Here is a 14,415-nt window from a genome sequence, read left to right on the forward strand (position 1 = left end):
GTAGAACCTGTGTGGTTCTCATTATCTCCACTATGAGAAAAGTCAATTAGTTTATCCCAGTCATCTGGATTCCATCAACGAGTGACCGATCGATGTCGTCGTACCCGATCGTCCGTCCGCCGTAATTATCAGCGAACGATTCAGCTTCGCTGGGTTCCGAGAACGGCATGAGATCTGGCCCCATTCCACCCATTACATCCGATTCGATGACGTATGTGAGGCCCGTGGCATCGGCGAATGTATCGGGGGCGGTCGGTGCTGGCATCTTCTTTCGCTCAGTGTCTTCAGGGATCTCCCAATCAACACGGGAGTAGTCCGTGACGTATACCGCGGTCGCCTCCGCGCCGTCAGCTACCAGGTTAAGATGGTACGGGAAGAGGCCATGTGCGAGCGTGTGAAACCAAGCAAGGTTCTCAGTTCCTTCGGAGCCTTGGACGGGGCCCTGTCTGGGCTCGGGTTCTGTATCGGCGTAGAACACCTGCCCATTAGGGCCTCCATGGTCTCCAATGACCATTCCACCTTGGTAATCAGTCTTTTGACCCGACAAATCCACCGGTTCAGAGCTTGATCCAGGGGATCCCCCAACGCAGCCAGCCGTCCCAATTACGGCTCCCAAGCCGACTGTATGAACGACCTGTCGACGCGATACCAAATGCGAGTCAGGTTCAGATTTCATAGCTATAGTTCTTCATATAGAGTCAATACGGTTCTGGTGTGACTGTCGAACGGCGTTTGCCAGAGGACATAAACCACTCACAGGAGGCGTTCGCTCCGGATCAACGAGCGTACAGATCGGTCTGGAGTGGACGATGTCTGGCGCTGATTGGTATGTACTGGGATCGAGCTGGCTAGGACTCAACCAAGCTAGTCGCTTGTGACATCCTCACCAAGCGAACCCGGGGCGTGAGCGTACACGGCGTAGAGGATCATCGCAGCGATCAGGAAGTCAAAGCTGTGTTCGACGAAGTGGTGAACCGGCATCGGAACAGCTCCCAGAACAGTCCCAGCGCCAATCAGTGACCGTAGAACAAGCACCCCAACCGCGGCGCTGATCAGTCGGTACTGGCCGGTCTGGCGGCGTCGATACGCGACGAGGCTCACGACGAAGAGCGCGCTGGTTCCGATTCCGGCACACGCGATGACGGTCAGCAGTACGGGCGACCCCTGAACGGTCAATGGCACGAAAGCCGAGAAGACGGCCCGAACGATGAGCGACGCGATCACGACACTGGCCAGTATGCGTTGGGAGTGATAAGAAGACACGGGGCAAAACGTTCTCATGGGAGGAAAGCCCCCGACAGGTTTTATCTCTCAGCCGATTACAGGCGAATACTCACGATGGCGACGACCAGAGGTCGGGTGCGACGACACGTCCGCGAGACGCCTGGTGTCCACTTCAACCAGGTGACACGCGATCTGGGCATCGCCACCGGACAGGCGCAGTATCATCTCCGACGACTAGTGAACGACGGGGAGTTGATGGTCGAGCGGATCGCTGGTCGGGCTCACTACTTCGATCCCACCTTCGGCCCGTGGGAACGACGCGCGCTCGCGTTCCTTCGACGTGAGACCGCCCGCGAGATCGTACTGCGGCTCCATGCGGACGGTCCTCTTCGCCCGGAAACACTAACCACAGAATTGGATCTCACGCGGAGCACGGTCTCGTGGCACGTCTCGACCCTCAGCGACGCTGGAATCGTCACGAAATCCGACGACCGCCCGATGACGATCACGCTGACCCGCCCGGACCGCACGGCTGAGTTGCTTGAGGTGGTGTCGCCCTCGCTGCCAGACCGGCTCGTCGACCGGTTCATTCGAAGCGTCGACAGCCTCTTTGAATAAGGAGCTGACTGGCTGGACCCGCCCGGATCGGACGCAAGTGGCGCGTTCGAAGGTCACACCAGATACCTCAAGACCGCGGGACCGATACGCGAACGTATGGACCGACGGAGTTTCTGTAAAACGGCCGGGGTCGCGGGAGTCACCGCCGGCACTGCCGGTTGTCTTGGTGTCCTTGGCAGTAGTGGCGCCGAAGGAACCGTTCTCGGACCGCCGGAGCGAGACCTCAGCGAGGCATCATTCCCGAGCTACGGTGACAACATGCCCGAGTTCACCGTCCCCGACCCGATCCACGGCGAGGAGATATCGACGGCCCAGTTCGAGGGCGAGCGCGCGGTGCTGTGGACGTCATTTTACACCAACTGTCCGGACGGGGTGTGTCCCGCACTCATTCTCCGGCTCCGTCGTGGACAGGAGGCCGCCACCGAGGAGGGATACGGCGACCAAGTCGCGTTTCTCCCCATCACGTTCGATCCCGAGCGCGACACCGCCGAGGCCCTCCGCGAGTACGCCGGCCAGCAGGGGGTCGACCTCGACGCGGGGAACTGGCACTTCCTCCGCCCAGAGACCTACGAGCGGGCCCAAGAGATACACGACGAGCACTTCGGTCTGAAGATCGAGAAGCAACCGGCAGATGACATCGAGAATTTAGAGTATCGCTTCCCGCACTACGGGCTTATCATCCTCGCCAATAAGCAAGGGATCATCGAGCGGGCGTACCCACGGGGCCCGCAAACCGACATCGAACGGCTCGTCGACGACCTCGGACGAGTTGCCACCGCGTGACAGTTCTTGCGTTCCGGGAGGCCAGCTACCGTCGTTTTCCGCATCGTAGTTGTTGATTGGGGCCCGTCGCCGATATCGAGCCAAAAAAGTCCAGTGCTCGGTCAGTGCCCCATCGCGCCCCCGAGGGGCTGGTAATGCGGGAACATCGGATGTGGGAGGTGAACTCCGAGTGCCATCAATCCGTGCGCGAACAGCACGTACCCCAGCACGACGAACACCACGCCGAGCAGCCGATGAACGCGTCGACGGTGGGCAACGTCGATCGACTGGATAATCGTCCCATAGAGGAAGACGGCTGGAATCGTCCCGATACCGAGGGCACCGAGAGCGATTCCCCCGGTAGTCGGAGAGCCACTCGCGAGGGCGAACAGATACGCGGGATACAGCATCGGGCAGGGAAGAAACGCATGAACGGCGCCGAGCCCAACAATACTCGGGCTGTTCACGTGCCGATGGACTCTCGTCGCGAGCCACGACGTAACGCGCTGGACGCCGGGGATTCGAATATCGCCTCCGCTTCCTCCAATCACATATCGAACGCCGGTCGCCACAATGAACCCTCCGACGGCAAGACCGACAACACCTCGCAGGAGGTCGGCGATCGGTGTCAGCTGGTCAGCGGTGACGAACACGACGCTTCCGAGCGCGCCGAAGAGAGTCCCGAGAATTGCGTATGTCGTCGCTCGGCCGACGTTGAACAGGAAGTGCTGGCGAACCTCGTAGGTCGTGAGATGACCGGGACGCCCGTCGTTGGCTGTCACCGCCCCGCCATCGGGCTGCGGCGTCATTTGTTTCGAGTACATCGTCACTAACGGCCCACACATCCCGATACAGTGTGCGCCGCCGAGCACGCCGATGAGAACGAAGAGGACGACGTCAATTCGGAGGAGTGACTCGACCATAGTCATCCTCGGTTGCGTACGGGTTTGTGTCGTCTGGTGTGTCTCTCGAACAAGTCCGGACAGATACCGAGGACGTGCTACTATACGCTAACAAGAGGTCGCACTCGGCTGGAGACGTCCGAAAGCATCTGGCGTGTGGCTTGGCGCAACAATTCTTCAGAGTGGGCGCTAACATACCAACAATGATGGACGAGATCGACATCCCAACCGAGCCGCGGGCTGCGGTCGACGCACTAGCGACTCACCTAACTGCGACCGCAGATCGCCCGGTACCGCCAGCGACAAACCGATGGCTCGGAGAAGCTGAAGCCGTCGCCCGCGATGCTACTAGTGACGATCTTGACACGCAAACCAGACGGAAACGGGTCCGCCAAGTTGCCACACTACTTGAGTCGGCTGACGAAACGGGCGACGTGGTCGCCGACCGCCACATCGAAGCAGCGATCGAGTGCTGTCAAGTCATTCTCGCTAACGAGTGACGGTGACCCTGTTTCTACCGAATGGTCCTCTCGCCACATATTAAATTCTACCGAGTAGAGAAACCGAATTAAACTACACAAAGTTATTCATTTTCGTTAAAGAAACCACTATAAGTTACTAACGAGTGTTCTAACGCACCACACTTATATTCGTAGTCTCTGAAGAATACTTTGATGAGTTCAAAACAAGACGATCTCAAAGAGACGAACACTGAGGCCCGATTCGAGTTCAAGAAGGAGGAGAAGTCCGCCTTCAAAAGCGAGAAGGGTCTCACCGAGGAGACGGTCCGCGTCATCTCGGAGGACAAAGACGAACCCGAGTGGATGCTGGAGCGGCGCCTGCGAGCACTCGAACAGTTTCAAGAGATGCCGATGCCCACCGACTGGCCCGGCCAGCCGGACCTGAGTGAGGTCGACGTCGACGAGATCGTTCCCTACATTCGGCCGGACGTCGACGTTCGTGCCGGCGTCGACGACTGGACGGAACTCCCGGACGACATCAAGGACACCTTCGACAAGCTGGGCATCCCGGAGGCCGAGAAGAACGCGCTCTCCGGTGTCGGCGCCCAGTACGAGTCGGAAGTCGTCTACCAGAACATGCAGGAGCGCTGGGAGGAGAAGGGCGTCATCTTCTGTAATATGGATGAGGCCGTCCAAGAACACGAGGAGCTCGTCCGCGAGCACTTCATGACGAAGTGCGTCCCCCCGAGCGACAACAAGTTTGCCGCTCTTCACGGCGCCATCTGGTCGGGCGGCTCGTTCGTCTACGTCCCCGAAAACACCACCGTCGACATGCCGGTCCAGGCGTACTTCCGGATGAACTCCGAGGGGATGGGTCAGTTCGAGCACACGCTCATCATCGCCGAGGAGGGCTCGGAAGTTCACTACATCGAGGGCTGTTCCGCCCCGAAGTACTCGAAGTTCAACCTCCACTGCGGCGGCGTCGAAGTGTTCGTCGACGAGGACGCACACGTTCAGTACTCGACCGTGCAGAACTGGTCGAAGAACACGTACAACCTGAACACCAAGCGCGCCATCGCCGACAAGGGCGGGCGCATGGAGTGGATCTCCGGCTCGATGGGGTCGAAGGCGACGATGCTGTACCCCTCGACGATCCTGAAGGGCCGCGGCGCCTCCGACAACCACATCACCATCGCCTTCGCGGGCGAGGGCCAGGACATCGACACCGGCGCGAAGGTGTACCACAACGCGCCGGACACCAAGTCCACGGTCGAGTCGAAGTCGATCGCGAAGGACGGCGGCCGCACCAACTACCGGGGCCTCGTCCACATCGCGGACGGCGCCGAGAACTCCTCAACCGCCGTGGAGTGTGACGCGCTGATGTTCGACAACGAGTCGACGTCGGACACGATGCCGTACATGGAGATCAACGAGTCGAAGGTTGACGTCGCCCACGAGGCCACCGTTGGGAAGATCGGCGACGAGGACATCTTCTACCTCCAGTCGCGCGGTCTCGACGACGACGACGCCAAACAGATGATCGTTTCGGGCTTCATCGAGCCCATCACGGAGGAGCTGCCGATCGAGTACGCCGTCGAGCTCAACCGGCTCGTCGAGCTCGAGATGGAGGGTTCGCTGGGGTGATCTGATGCCGGAGTGCGCCCACTGCGGAGCACACGTCTCACAACAGTTTGTGACCGTGTTCGGGTTAGACGGTGGTGACGTAGTTGCCTGTCCAGCATGTTCCGGTCGGGCACACATCGCAGAGACGATCGTGGATCGATACTAGTCTCAGACCATGGAACACTGCTTTGCGTGTGAGACCGATTACGGGTACCTCGGAACGGCCCCGCACGAAGGGTCCTGTCCAGCCTGCGGCTCGACCGCTGTCACTCCTGCAGGCGACCTCAGCGTCGTCGACACGACAACATGGGAGAGCGCGAACGGGCTCTCAACGGTCCACGTGACGGCGACTGACAACCGATCACGCCGGTTTGAATTTGTCATTGCGGCGCGGCGGGGACGAGGGAAACTCGTCTGTCTCGCGATCGACGGAGTGACAGTACCCACCGAGACAGTGTGGTCAGTTCCATCTGCCGTTGCTACGAGAGTCACCGCGCACGGTATCAGGATCAGCGACTCGACGCCGGCTCAGAGCCCACAATGAACGGTACTGGCCAGGCACACAGTCGAACGCGTCTGTTCTGCCCCGGTCACGAGAGGTGATTCGACTTGATGAACAAGCGCACTAACGAAGAGCGACCGGACACAGTTTCCCGCAAAAGCGGTACTGATGCGCCCTCGTCAAGCGCAGCCGGCGATTGTCAGTCTGTTACCGACTCCGTTTCGGAGGAGAATGAGGACGAACGGCACAGTCAGACTACGTGTCCGGAGTGTCACGGACGACTTCGTCGAGCCGATGATGACGTTGATGCGGTCTGTGACGACTGTGGACTCGTCGTTTCAGACGCGACGCTTGATACGAACATCAAACTGTACACGCCGGACGGCACCGGCGATCAGGACTCTCGCGTCGGGCCATCGAGCACGAACCTCTTACACGATAAGGGGTTATCGACGGTGATCGGGTGGCAAGACACCGACGCGAAGGGGAACGCGCTGTCGGGAGAACGGCGACAACAGATGCGTCGCCTTCGACGATGGGATGAGCGCTTCCGACGACGCTCATCGGCGGATAGGAATCTCATGCATGCGCTCGGTGAGATCGACCGCATGGCTTCCGCGCTCGGCGTGCCCGAAAGCACCCGAGAGACGGCAGGCGTCATCTACCGTCGCGCACTTGCGGACGGACTCCTTCCGGGTCGAGCCGTTGAAAGCGTCGCCACTGCGGTGCTGTACGCGGCGAGTCGCATGGATGACGTCCCGCGCTCTATCGACGAGGTTTCAACAGTGAGCCGCGTCGAACAAATTCGCGTTGAGCGGGCATATCGACACGTCTCACGTGAACTCGGGTTAGAAATTCCACCAACAGATCCTCGTTCGTTCATCGGGCGGATTGCGTCGGACGTGGAGTGTACGGACGCGACAGAGCGAGAGGCACGACGTCTCGCCGGAATAGCGGTTGAAAACGGTGTTCACAGCGGGAAACATCCGGTAGGCATCGCCGCAGGGGCACTGTACGCGGCTGCCAAACAGTGCGATGAGTCTCTCCGACAAGCAGATATCGCTCATGCTACGGACGTAAGCGAGATGACGATACGGAACCGGTATCCTGAGATTTTGGCCGCAACAGATACCGAGGATGAATAGGCACAGTGAGTAGTTGACTTTTGCTTGAGTAGGTTCGAATTGGACAGTATCGATCAAGGATTGTTTTGCTCTGTTGGATCGCATAACTGTGTCCGGACCAAGATATCACAAAAGGCGGAAAAATCATTTTTCGCCGTCGACAGCATAGATCAACCTCCTACGACATCTGCTGCCTTACTTCTCTTCCAAATGTGTGTTTCAGAAGCCCTCAACGGCGATACAGTTTCGATCTTGTTTTCACCTAGTCCTAACACATTCTGCGGATTTAATGAAAAACAGAAAGAGAAGCTAGAGTGAGTATATTATTCCAGATACTTAAGTAGAAAATAGAAGGCACGCATCAAATCTATCCTCCGAGATTATGCGGAGTGGTGGTATGGTGAGGTCGTTAACTTAACGGATCTCATCTCATAACCGCGCAAGGAGGGCAGCCCCAACGGGGAAGGGAACGTTATGATTCTCTGTCGAACTGTACCGAAAGGTCGACCGCGGGACGATCTCACGGTGGAAGATCCAACGGACTATCAGAAACGGAAGGGCAGCAGAGCAACAAGGGTGTTAATGTATCTCTTCTAATACCTCTGGCCCCCTCAGTATCCGGAAGAATTGCTCGTACTCCGTCTCACTGACTACTTGGGATAGTGCGCGCTCTGCGTTCCTGTCGTCGATGATCAGCCCCACGGAATTGTGACCCTCAGACACCCGGATTTGAACAAGATTACCGGCGAATTTGGCGTCCGTTTTCGGGAGTTCATCTTCTCGCTCCTGTTCGAGCTTGGCTAATTCTCCGTGTGCTTCGTCAACCATCTCGCTCACGGTCGGGCCGTCACGGATTCGCGCACCGTAATCCGGCTCTGGAAGGGCAACAATCCAGTCCTCGTTACGTATTGGATCAAGCCAATCGTTGACACCGTAGGGACCAGCCCATTCCTTGTCCAACTCCTTGACTACTCCAGTGGAGACGTACAACTGCTTATCATTCGACTGAATGTAGTTGATTAGCTGTCGCCGTTCTGGAGTAGATCGCCCGATTCCACCCAAGACGCTCGAGTCAACGAGGAGTGCATCCGGGAGCGGGTAGAGGGGTGAAGAGTCAACTAATTTCGGTCGATCGCTCATTCCTGCTCAAACACGTACGGAGTGTTTCGAATCTTCCGATCATGTACGTCGTGTTCGAAGGAATCATCGATGAGCCCTGCTTTGACAAATAGGGCAATAATCGGCTCCAGCGCCTGCGTGATGCTGATAGCCTCGATCTCATCAACATTGAGGCGGTCTGCTGCTCCACGACGAGTCACCTCGCCACTGAGGTATGCCCGTGTCTGCTCAACTGCCATCAGCAGCTTCGCCTTGCCGTGCCGATCAACGAAGAGTTCGATCTCACTGACCTCGCCGCTTGCACCGTAAGCGGCGATCGTAAGCGGGTCAAACAGTATCCGCGTCTCTCCCTCCCCAACGGGGAGAAATAGTGAATCAGTCCGGAGCTGGCTCTCTTTCCCGCTACTGACATCCTCGACAATGTCTAAGTTTTTGAGCTTTCCAACCCGCATTGAGGTTGTACTTCCGGCAAGATCGAGTCTACGCTCGATACTACTGTTCGTAGTAGGCTGATTCAGCAGGATGTCAGTATAGACTCTGGCGATGTCGGGATTCACCAGTATCTCTGAGGCTGCGATAAAGGAGCGTGCGGTGCCCTCTTTCGAGCCGTTCTCGTTCGCAGCCGGGGCGTTTGTTACCACCATCGTAATTCATGATACGTGAACCGAGAACTAATATCTTGTGGCAGTTGTGTCGGACTGTATGGAGGCTCCTAGAGATTGTTCTTAGATAACTGATTTGTAGATACTGGCATTTGTATTCACGCCTTAAGAGAGTATTTCAGTTAAACGAATTAATCTTAATCTTAATCTTAAGATTAGTCTGACAGCTTCTTCCGGACAAACGGCTGCTAGCCGGGTACTAGAGCGGTGTCGGTGTTTCGTGGTCACCACCCAGTGGCCATGTCCCAGAGGAGGGCGACGTCAACGATACCGAGAATAACTCCAGCTAGTAGCCACGCATCAAGCAACGATGTGAGGTCCAAGATCGGACCAGAAACTGCGAGTTCGAAGGCCGACGCCAAACTCGCCACCTCAAACAAGAGTACCCCCGAGATGACCCAGATCACAGTCGCACCAGCGGCGATGAGAAGCTTGTTCCCGCTCATCTTTGACGCTCTAGCGACACCAAGCTAATGTCCATCGTACCAAGGCGGCGCACCGAACGCGTCGGCGTAGCAGTCTGGGTGACACGGCCGCTTGCGGTTGTCCGGCCACGCCCGGTCGAGTGGAACCTGCTCGCCGCAGAGCCCACACTCGGCGGTGTGACCTGCCTGACGAGCGTCTGGTGAGAGATTCCGCGCCTCGAGGTAGAGCTCGTGGAGCGCCCACGGCGTGAGGCGAACGGCGACACGCTCGGCCGGATCGGGATCCTCGTCCGATGTCGCGGCCGAGAGCGTAAGCACCCAGTCGTCACCGGGCTCGCCGTCGGTCGCTGGCCCGAGGGCAATCGTCCCCGCGAGGTCGTCGTCGACGTAGTACCACTCTGCGTCGCGGTCGACGTGGTAGTGGGCATCGGGGCGCGGATCCTCGGGATCGACGTCATCGCCCATTGTGTGCCCTCGTTGGGTCAGGCGTTCGCCTTCGGGCCCTGTCCGGACTTAGTCGTGAGCGGGAGGTCCGCGTTGATCTCGTCGTACCACACAATTGGGCGCTTTGCTCGGCCATTTTTCTCGAATTCGACGAGGCCGTAGTCGGCGAGCTCGTTCACGTTCTCGAGGACCTCTGGCGGGTTCCGGTCAACGAGGCGTGCAAGCTCGCGGATGCTCTCCGGCTTGTGTTCGACGATCGCCTCCAAGAGCTCGAGGTTGGTCGAGCGGAAAACGCGGCCGAACGTTTCGAGGTTCTCGATCGACAGCGTCGGCTCACTGGGGTCAACGTCCTCGCCAGCGTCGATCGCTTCGAGACGCTCTTCGAGGTCACTACGGTCGGCGGACTTGATCTGAACGTGGAGTGTCTTGGTCATGGGTGGTGGGGCGTGAGATGGTCGGTTGTGATTGGTCGCGGGTCTGTACGTCAGTCACCGTAGTTGAACGGGCTACCAATCGTCGCGCTTCTCTTCTGGGAGCGCCGCCCGCCAGGCGCGGAAGATCTCCGCAAGGCCGGGGTAGTCGATCTCGAAGGTCTCACCGCCGAGGTGGAGTTCGTGGACGCCGTGGTGGTTGTCGAACCGGATGATCGGATCATCTGCGCCGGCTTCGCCGTAGTGGTAGGCGTACTTGATCCCGTCCTCGAACCGGTCTGAGATCGGGACCGAAAGCACGCGTACCCGCGCAACGGTGCCATCGGCGTAGGCTTCAGTTTCGTCTTCGAGTACGGTGACATCATCGCTCATCCACACACGTGTCGACGCACCCTGTTCCGATAAGTGTTAGGGAAAAACCTAACAAGAGCAAAGAAACAGATAGCATCCATGACGGCAACATCGAGCGTGGCTAATGCGGTACTACTCGTCGTCGGTGTCGTCATCGACGAGACCTAGAAAACTGTCCGTTACCTGTCTGAGCTACTGCCCGGCTGATGCCCTTCTCGAACAGATCCCAAGTATAGCTCGGCAATTGGAACGATATGGGTTAATCTTAACCTTAACCATAATATTAATCCAAAATACTCTTTCTACGATGTCTAGTGATGCTATGTGGAGCTCACGCGAGAAGAGGGCCAAATACTAGAGTCAAACAGTCCTCGAACGCAGCGGTTCGATCAATCGTCGTGGTCAATATACCCGGCTTCCCATTCAGTCCGAGCTTCGATTTCTCTAGTGCCCCGGCGAGTAGTGCTGTACTCGTTGGTCCGTCGGTCCCGCTGACTTTTTTCGATGAGTCCCTTCTCAACGAGCGTGTCGAGGTTGGGATAGAGCCGACCATGATGGATTTCCTTTTCGTAGTAGTCCTCGAGCTCGTTTTTGATCGCGAGTCCGTGGGGGTCGTCAAGTCCGGCAACTACGTATAGCAGATCGCGTTGAAAGCCAGTGAGATCGTACATGTCGCAATTTTCGTATTCGAGTTTTGAAATACTATTGATTTGGCGACTGCGTGTTATAGAATACGTTTCACACCCTCTATACAGTGATTTTGACTGCTTCATCTCACACTTGAGTCGGAGAAGTACCGTATATCCGTCTCGATAGTCGGTGGCTATCGTGGGGCGGATGCTACAGCGGAGACCGGATCTCGGTGGAGAGTGTTTTCAGGTCTGCTGTCGCGAGCTCGTCGGTTGCGATAAGCCGAAGTCGGGGACGACCGATGTCTAGTGGGACTTTTTCAGTCTCGATGAGGCCAGCATCTTCGAGTGCTGATTTGGCCCGTGAGAAGGTCGCTTTCGAAGCGATACCCGTATCCTCTCCCCATTTCGAGACGTCGTAGAGAAGGACCTCGTTGCGGGCTGCGAGGATGAGCATGATCTCGACGATACTGAGGTATTCGTTGCTGTTGGAAATCTCTTCAGCGTGTGCGAGGACTTCGTCGAGCTCGGCTGCGATATCGTCGCCGATCTCTTCTCGGAGCGTATGTTTCACTACTGAGAGGGCAGGTGTCCGGAGGTGATACTGCTCGGCAGCCTCGAATCTGGAGTCGAACTCACCGTAGACTGATGAGACCAGCTCGGGGTCCGAGCTCGAAATACTGTGCTTGTCCATCACAGGAACTACAGCCTCAGACTCGGTTGTGAAGATGGTATTCTGAACTGGCTCCGTGAGTGTTCGGAGGCTGAGTTGCTCCCGGTGGATGAGTTCGGCAATCTTTGAGGCCGTGAGGAAGCTGTAGAGGGCGTCTTTGATTTCATCTGAGTCTGCGAGCAGCCGGACCTTGGGCTGGTCCTCAACCGTTACTGCTTCCTCTGCGAAGGCTGCGATTTGTTCAGAGCGAGGATTGATATACAATGCTGGCTCGTCTCGTTCGGGAATCATCTGAGTGGAAATGTATTGTTTGGTCATATTTTGTAATTTTATCGATATGTACTTAATAGATATGATATCTGAGGATTGGACTAGTTTGCCGGTTACGGGATAGAGCTAACTATCCGTTTCGAGTACGCTCATAGGAAGCAGATTGTTGGTCGCAGTAGTGGCCCTCGATTTGGGGTAGTAGAATCCGGTATTCGACTACAATATTCGTTTGAGAAGCCGATTCTCAGTTACCAAATACGGAGTTCTTCATAATCTGTTGTAGCCGCGGCGAACATTGGCTACACCGTGCTAGATTTGATGAAATTGTCCAAATCTGATAGAAACGGCGTGCAAGATACAGAGGATGTAGTCAGCACGGAGACTGCGTTATTTCCTCTATCTAATTCCTGAATTAGCTGAGAGGATGCGCTTGCGAATTGATCGGACTGAACTCTGGCGATTCGGATCCCGTTCCGAACACCGTGAAAGAGACGAGTCGCGCATGTAGCACTACGTACTAATCCACCGTCTTGAGGCCGGTAATCACAAATCGTGCGCCCCCCGAGATACTCTCCGTAACCTGTATCTCCCAATCGTGGCCGGTAACAATCTGCTGGACGATATTCAACCCAAATCCCGTCCCGTCCGGATTCGTCGTGAACCCGGTCTCAAAAACTCGATCACGCTCTTCGGGTGGAATTCCAGGTCCATCATCGGCGACTGAGAAGCCGTCTGACTGTGCTTTGACGGTTACCTCTACATCTGCCCCGGCGTGTTCGATAGCATTTCGGAATAAGTTCTCGAACAATTCCCGTAATCGGGACTCATCCGCAAGTATCTGCGTATCGGAGCCTGCCAACCGCAGGTCGGCGTCGATCGTTGCGACTGAGTCCCAAGCTTTCGTGACGGTGTCGAACAACGACACTGAGTCTGTCTCCCCGACTGGTGTGTTCGTCCGTGCGAGTTGTAACAGCTCAGACACCAGCGAATCCATCCGCCCAAGAGCGTTGTCAACAAGAGTTAGCTCATTGCGATCGATGTCTGCCTGTAGCATATCGACATAGCCCTGCGCGACGTTGAGCGGATTCCGAAGGTCGTGTGAGACGAGCCCGGCAAAATTCTCCAGGCGTTCGTTCTGCTGTTGAATTTCACGCTCCTGCGCCTTGCGTTCAGTAATGTCTTTGATCGTCCCAAAGTGGTACGGCACCCCGTCAATCGTTCGCTGCGTCGTGACCGTCGCCACGGGCACGCGGTTCCCACTGTACTCATGGACAGTCTCCGCCTGCCGTGTGTCACCGTCAGCGAATGAGTCCCAGTACGCGTCGAACGTATCGGGGTCGACTTCGGGTGCGACCTCCCAAATCGCTACTCCGACCAGATCGGCCGGCGTGACTGAGAACAGCTCAGCGTAAGAGTCGTTCACGTAGATATACCGACCGTCTTGTCCGTATATCCCGACGCCGACGCCGACTGCCTCGACCATCTGCTGGAAAAACTCGGAGGAGAGATCATCCGGTTTCGAGTCGCCGTCGCTCATATGCCGTATTCTCTGTCGGCTGGTTACTTACTCTTTGGTAGGTCCGCACCGGCCGATGAGCCCTTCACCTGTATTGTGCGATTGGTCGTCGTCAGGATCCGCAGGTGCCAATAAGTCACCTATTCAACAGTGTGTTCCCAAATTACTGCAGCGTTTTCGCCGATTACTTCGCTTGGTTCTCTTCCACCTGCGCCATCTTTTTTCACCTCTGTTGGGTTCCAGACTATGCGAATTGTGATCCCAGACAGGTCCCCAACGCCACCGATTTTTATCGTCTCTCCTGCTGTCCAGTATTCGCCAACACCGGATTGATCATTCCCCTCTGTCAATTTCTCACCGACCGTTGCGTAACCACCATTTGGGTCCGTATCTGGGCCACCAATATCGACTGGCTCTGTTGCGACGATCAGCACCCGGTTTGCACGGATTCCACCTCCATGTGTGAGGGTAACCTCAAGACGCTCATTAGGACCACTTTCGTCAAGCAGTTGTTGCTCAAATGCGGCGTTTGGGGCTGGTTCTATAGTGTTGCTAAGATCGTAGAAGTATACAGAAATGGTTGTTGCTAAAACGACCACAACCGCGACCATGAGAATTGTTGCGATGACAGGAGTAACAGCGCGATCATCCTCACTCATTAGCTCAACTAATCTCTGCT

17 protein-coding genes are annotated in these 14,415 nt (G+C 56.7%); 4 read left to right on the forward strand and 13 right to left on the reverse strand.

The genetic code is table 11. The annotated features are described in order from the left end of the window. Window positions 1-46: 46 nt before the first annotated feature. Together EXE44_RS10865 and EXE44_RS10870 are read right to left on the reverse strand one after the other, a co-directional pair. A complete protein-coding gene (locus EXE44_RS10865) occupies window positions 47-676 on the reverse strand; it encodes a nitrous oxide reductase accessory protein NosL (RefSeq protein WP_158293449.1) in 630 nt (209 codons plus the stop codon). Window positions 677-864: 188 nt separating this feature from the next. Continuing rightward, window positions 865-1,224, reverse strand: coding sequence for a hypothetical protein (locus EXE44_RS10870; RefSeq protein ID WP_094494806.1), 360 nt, complete (start codon window positions 1,222-1,224; stop codon window positions 865-867). Window positions 1,225-1,338: 114 nt separating this feature from the next. Here EXE44_RS10870 and EXE44_RS10875 point away from each other — a divergent pair, with 114 nt between their 5' ends. Continuing rightward, window positions 1,339-1,842: a helix-turn-helix domain-containing protein gene (locus tag EXE44_RS10875; protein WP_137717190.1), complete on the forward strand. Its 504-nt coding sequence runs from the start codon at window positions 1,339-1,341 to the stop codon at window positions 1,840-1,842. Between the two features lie 96 nt (window positions 1,843-1,938). Further along, the gene (locus EXE44_RS10880; RefSeq protein ID WP_137717155.1) at window positions 1,939-2,625 is read left to right on the forward strand and encodes an SCO family protein; all 687 of its coding nucleotides are present in this window, start codon (window positions 1,939-1,941) and stop codon (window positions 2,623-2,625) included. Between the two features lie 101 nt (window positions 2,626-2,726). Here EXE44_RS10880 and EXE44_RS10885 read toward each other — a convergent pair whose 3' ends face one another. Beyond that, window positions 2,727-3,527: a sulfite exporter TauE/SafE family protein gene (locus EXE44_RS10885; protein ID WP_137717156.1), complete on the reverse strand. Its 801-nt coding sequence runs from the start codon at window positions 3,525-3,527 to the stop codon at window positions 2,727-2,729. 653 nt (window positions 3,528-4,180) lie between these two features. Between EXE44_RS10885 and sufB the strand changes: the two genes are divergently transcribed. Both sufB and EXE44_RS10905 read left to right on the forward strand, forming a co-directional pair. After that, the gene (gene sufB, locus EXE44_RS10895) at window positions 4,181-5,611 is read left to right on the forward strand and encodes a Fe-S cluster assembly protein SufB (protein WP_137717158.1); all 1,431 of its coding nucleotides are present in this window, start codon (window positions 4,181-4,183) and stop codon (window positions 5,609-5,611) included. A gap of 591 nt (window positions 5,612-6,202) precedes the next feature. Then, window positions 6,203-7,237 (forward strand): transcription initiation factor IIB family protein, encoded by a 1,035-nt coding sequence (locus EXE44_RS10905; RefSeq protein ID WP_137717159.1) that lies wholly within the window; start codon window positions 6,203-6,205, stop codon window positions 7,235-7,237. A 558-nt stretch (window positions 7,238-7,795) separates the two neighbouring features. Here the strand turns inward: EXE44_RS10905 and EXE44_RS21380 are convergent. From EXE44_RS21380 to EXE44_RS10955, 10 genes are all read right to left on the reverse strand, one after another. After that, window positions 7,796-8,356 (reverse strand): hypothetical protein, encoded by a 561-nt coding sequence (locus EXE44_RS21380; protein ID WP_241988401.1) that lies wholly within the window; start codon window positions 8,354-8,356, stop codon window positions 7,796-7,798. After that, window positions 8,353-8,979: a hypothetical protein gene (locus tag EXE44_RS10915; RefSeq protein ID WP_137694868.1), complete on the reverse strand. Its 627-nt coding sequence runs from the start codon at window positions 8,977-8,979 to the stop codon at window positions 8,353-8,355. Before EXE44_RS10915 ends, EXE44_RS21380 begins: the two co-directional genes overlap by 4 nt. Before the next feature lie 242 nt (window positions 8,980-9,221). After that, window positions 9,222-9,443 carry a hypothetical protein gene (locus tag EXE44_RS10920; RefSeq protein ID WP_008847013.1) on the reverse strand — a complete coding sequence of 74 codons (222 nt, stop codon included), beginning with the start codon at window positions 9,441-9,443 and terminating at the stop codon, window positions 9,222-9,224. Between the two features lie 24 nt (window positions 9,444-9,467). After that, the gene (locus EXE44_RS10925) at window positions 9,468-9,887 is read right to left on the reverse strand and encodes a hypothetical protein (RefSeq protein WP_137717160.1); all 420 of its coding nucleotides are present in this window, start codon (window positions 9,885-9,887) and stop codon (window positions 9,468-9,470) included. Window positions 9,888-9,904: 17 nt separating this feature from the next. Then, window positions 9,905-10,300, reverse strand: a complete 396-nt coding sequence (locus tag EXE44_RS10930) for a hypothetical protein (protein WP_137717161.1) — start codon at window positions 10,298-10,300, stop codon at window positions 9,905-9,907. A 72-nt stretch (window positions 10,301-10,372) separates the two neighbouring features. After that, window positions 10,373-10,669 carry a DUF6516 family protein gene (locus EXE44_RS10935; protein WP_137706844.1) on the reverse strand — a complete coding sequence of 99 codons (297 nt, stop codon included), beginning with the start codon at window positions 10,667-10,669 and terminating at the stop codon, window positions 10,373-10,375. Between the two features lie 368 nt (window positions 10,670-11,037). After that, complete coding sequence (locus EXE44_RS10940; RefSeq protein WP_137717162.1) at window positions 11,038-11,319, reverse strand: helix-turn-helix transcriptional regulator; 282 nt, start codon at window positions 11,317-11,319, stop codon at window positions 11,038-11,040. 169 nt (window positions 11,320-11,488) lie between these two features. Then, a complete protein-coding gene (locus EXE44_RS10945; protein ID WP_137717163.1) occupies window positions 11,489-12,268 on the reverse strand; it encodes a DUF5821 family protein in 780 nt (259 codons plus the stop codon). Between the two features lie 469 nt (window positions 12,269-12,737). Continuing rightward, window positions 12,738-13,757, reverse strand: coding sequence for a HAMP domain-containing sensor histidine kinase (locus tag EXE44_RS10950; protein WP_137717164.1), 1,020 nt, complete (start codon window positions 13,755-13,757; stop codon window positions 12,738-12,740). A gap of 119 nt (window positions 13,758-13,876) precedes the next feature. Continuing rightward, window positions 13,877-14,395: a type IV pilin gene (locus EXE44_RS10955; protein WP_137717165.1), complete on the reverse strand. Its 519-nt coding sequence runs from the start codon at window positions 14,393-14,395 to the stop codon at window positions 13,877-13,879. Window positions 14,396-14,415: the final 20 nt, after the last annotated feature.

This window comes from Halorubrum sp. SS7, from assembly GCF_005435055.1.
Classification (GTDB): Archaea; Halobacteriota; Halobacteria; order Halobacteriales; family Haloferacaceae; genus Halorubrum; species Halorubrum salinarum.

Bases quoted from the DNA above. Each gene is read 5' to 3' on its own strand.
- EXE44_RS10865 (WP_158293449.1), bottom strand. From the start codon at position 676: ATGAAATCTGAACCTGACTCGCATTTGGTATCGCGTCGACAGGTCGTT.
- EXE44_RS10875 (WP_137717190.1), top strand. From the start codon at position 1,339: ATGGCGACGACCAGAGGTCGGGTGCGACGACACGTCCGCGAGACGCCT.
- EXE44_RS10880 (WP_137717155.1), top strand. From the start codon at position 1,939: ATGGACCGACGGAGTTTCTGTAAAACGGCCGGGGTCGCGGGAGTCACC.
- EXE44_RS10885 (WP_137717156.1), bottom strand. From the start codon at position 3,527: ATGGTCGAGTCACTCCTCCGAATTGACGTCGTCCTCTTCGTTCTCATC.
- sufB (WP_137717158.1), top strand. From the start codon at position 4,181: ATGAGTTCAAAACAAGACGATCTCAAAGAGACGAACACTGAGGCCCGA.
- EXE44_RS10905 (WP_137717159.1), top strand. From the start codon at position 6,203: ATGAACAAGCGCACTAACGAAGAGCGACCGGACACAGTTTCCCGCAAA.
- EXE44_RS21380 (WP_241988401.1), bottom strand. From the start codon at position 8,356: ATGAGCGATCGACCGAAATTAGTTGACTCTTCACCCCTCTACCCGCTC.
- EXE44_RS10915 (WP_137694868.1), bottom strand. From the start codon at position 8,979: ATGGTGGTAACAAACGCCCCGGCTGCGAACGAGAACGGCTCGAAAGAG.
- EXE44_RS10920 (WP_008847013.1), bottom strand. From the start codon at position 9,443: ATGAGCGGGAACAAGCTTCTCATCGCCGCTGGTGCGACTGTGATCTGG.
- EXE44_RS10925 (WP_137717160.1), bottom strand. From the start codon at position 9,887: ATGGGCGATGACGTCGATCCCGAGGATCCGCGCCCCGATGCCCACTAC.
- EXE44_RS10930 (WP_137717161.1), bottom strand. From the start codon at position 10,300: ATGACCAAGACACTCCACGTTCAGATCAAGTCCGCCGACCGTAGTGAC.
- EXE44_RS10935 (WP_137706844.1), bottom strand. From the start codon at position 10,669: ATGAGCGATGATGTCACCGTACTCGAAGACGAAACTGAAGCCTACGCC.
- EXE44_RS10940 (WP_137717162.1), bottom strand. From the start codon at position 11,319: ATGTACGATCTCACTGGCTTTCAACGCGATCTGCTATACGTAGTTGCC.
- EXE44_RS10945 (WP_137717163.1), bottom strand. From the start codon at position 12,268: ATGACCAAACAATACATTTCCACTCAGATGATTCCCGAACGAGACGAG.
- EXE44_RS10950 (WP_137717164.1), bottom strand. From the start codon at position 13,757: ATGAGCGACGGCGACTCGAAACCGGATGATCTCTCCTCCGAGTTTTTC.
- EXE44_RS10955 (WP_137717165.1), bottom strand. From the start codon at position 14,395: ATGAGTGAGGATGATCGCGCTGTTACTCCTGTCATCGCAACAATTCTC.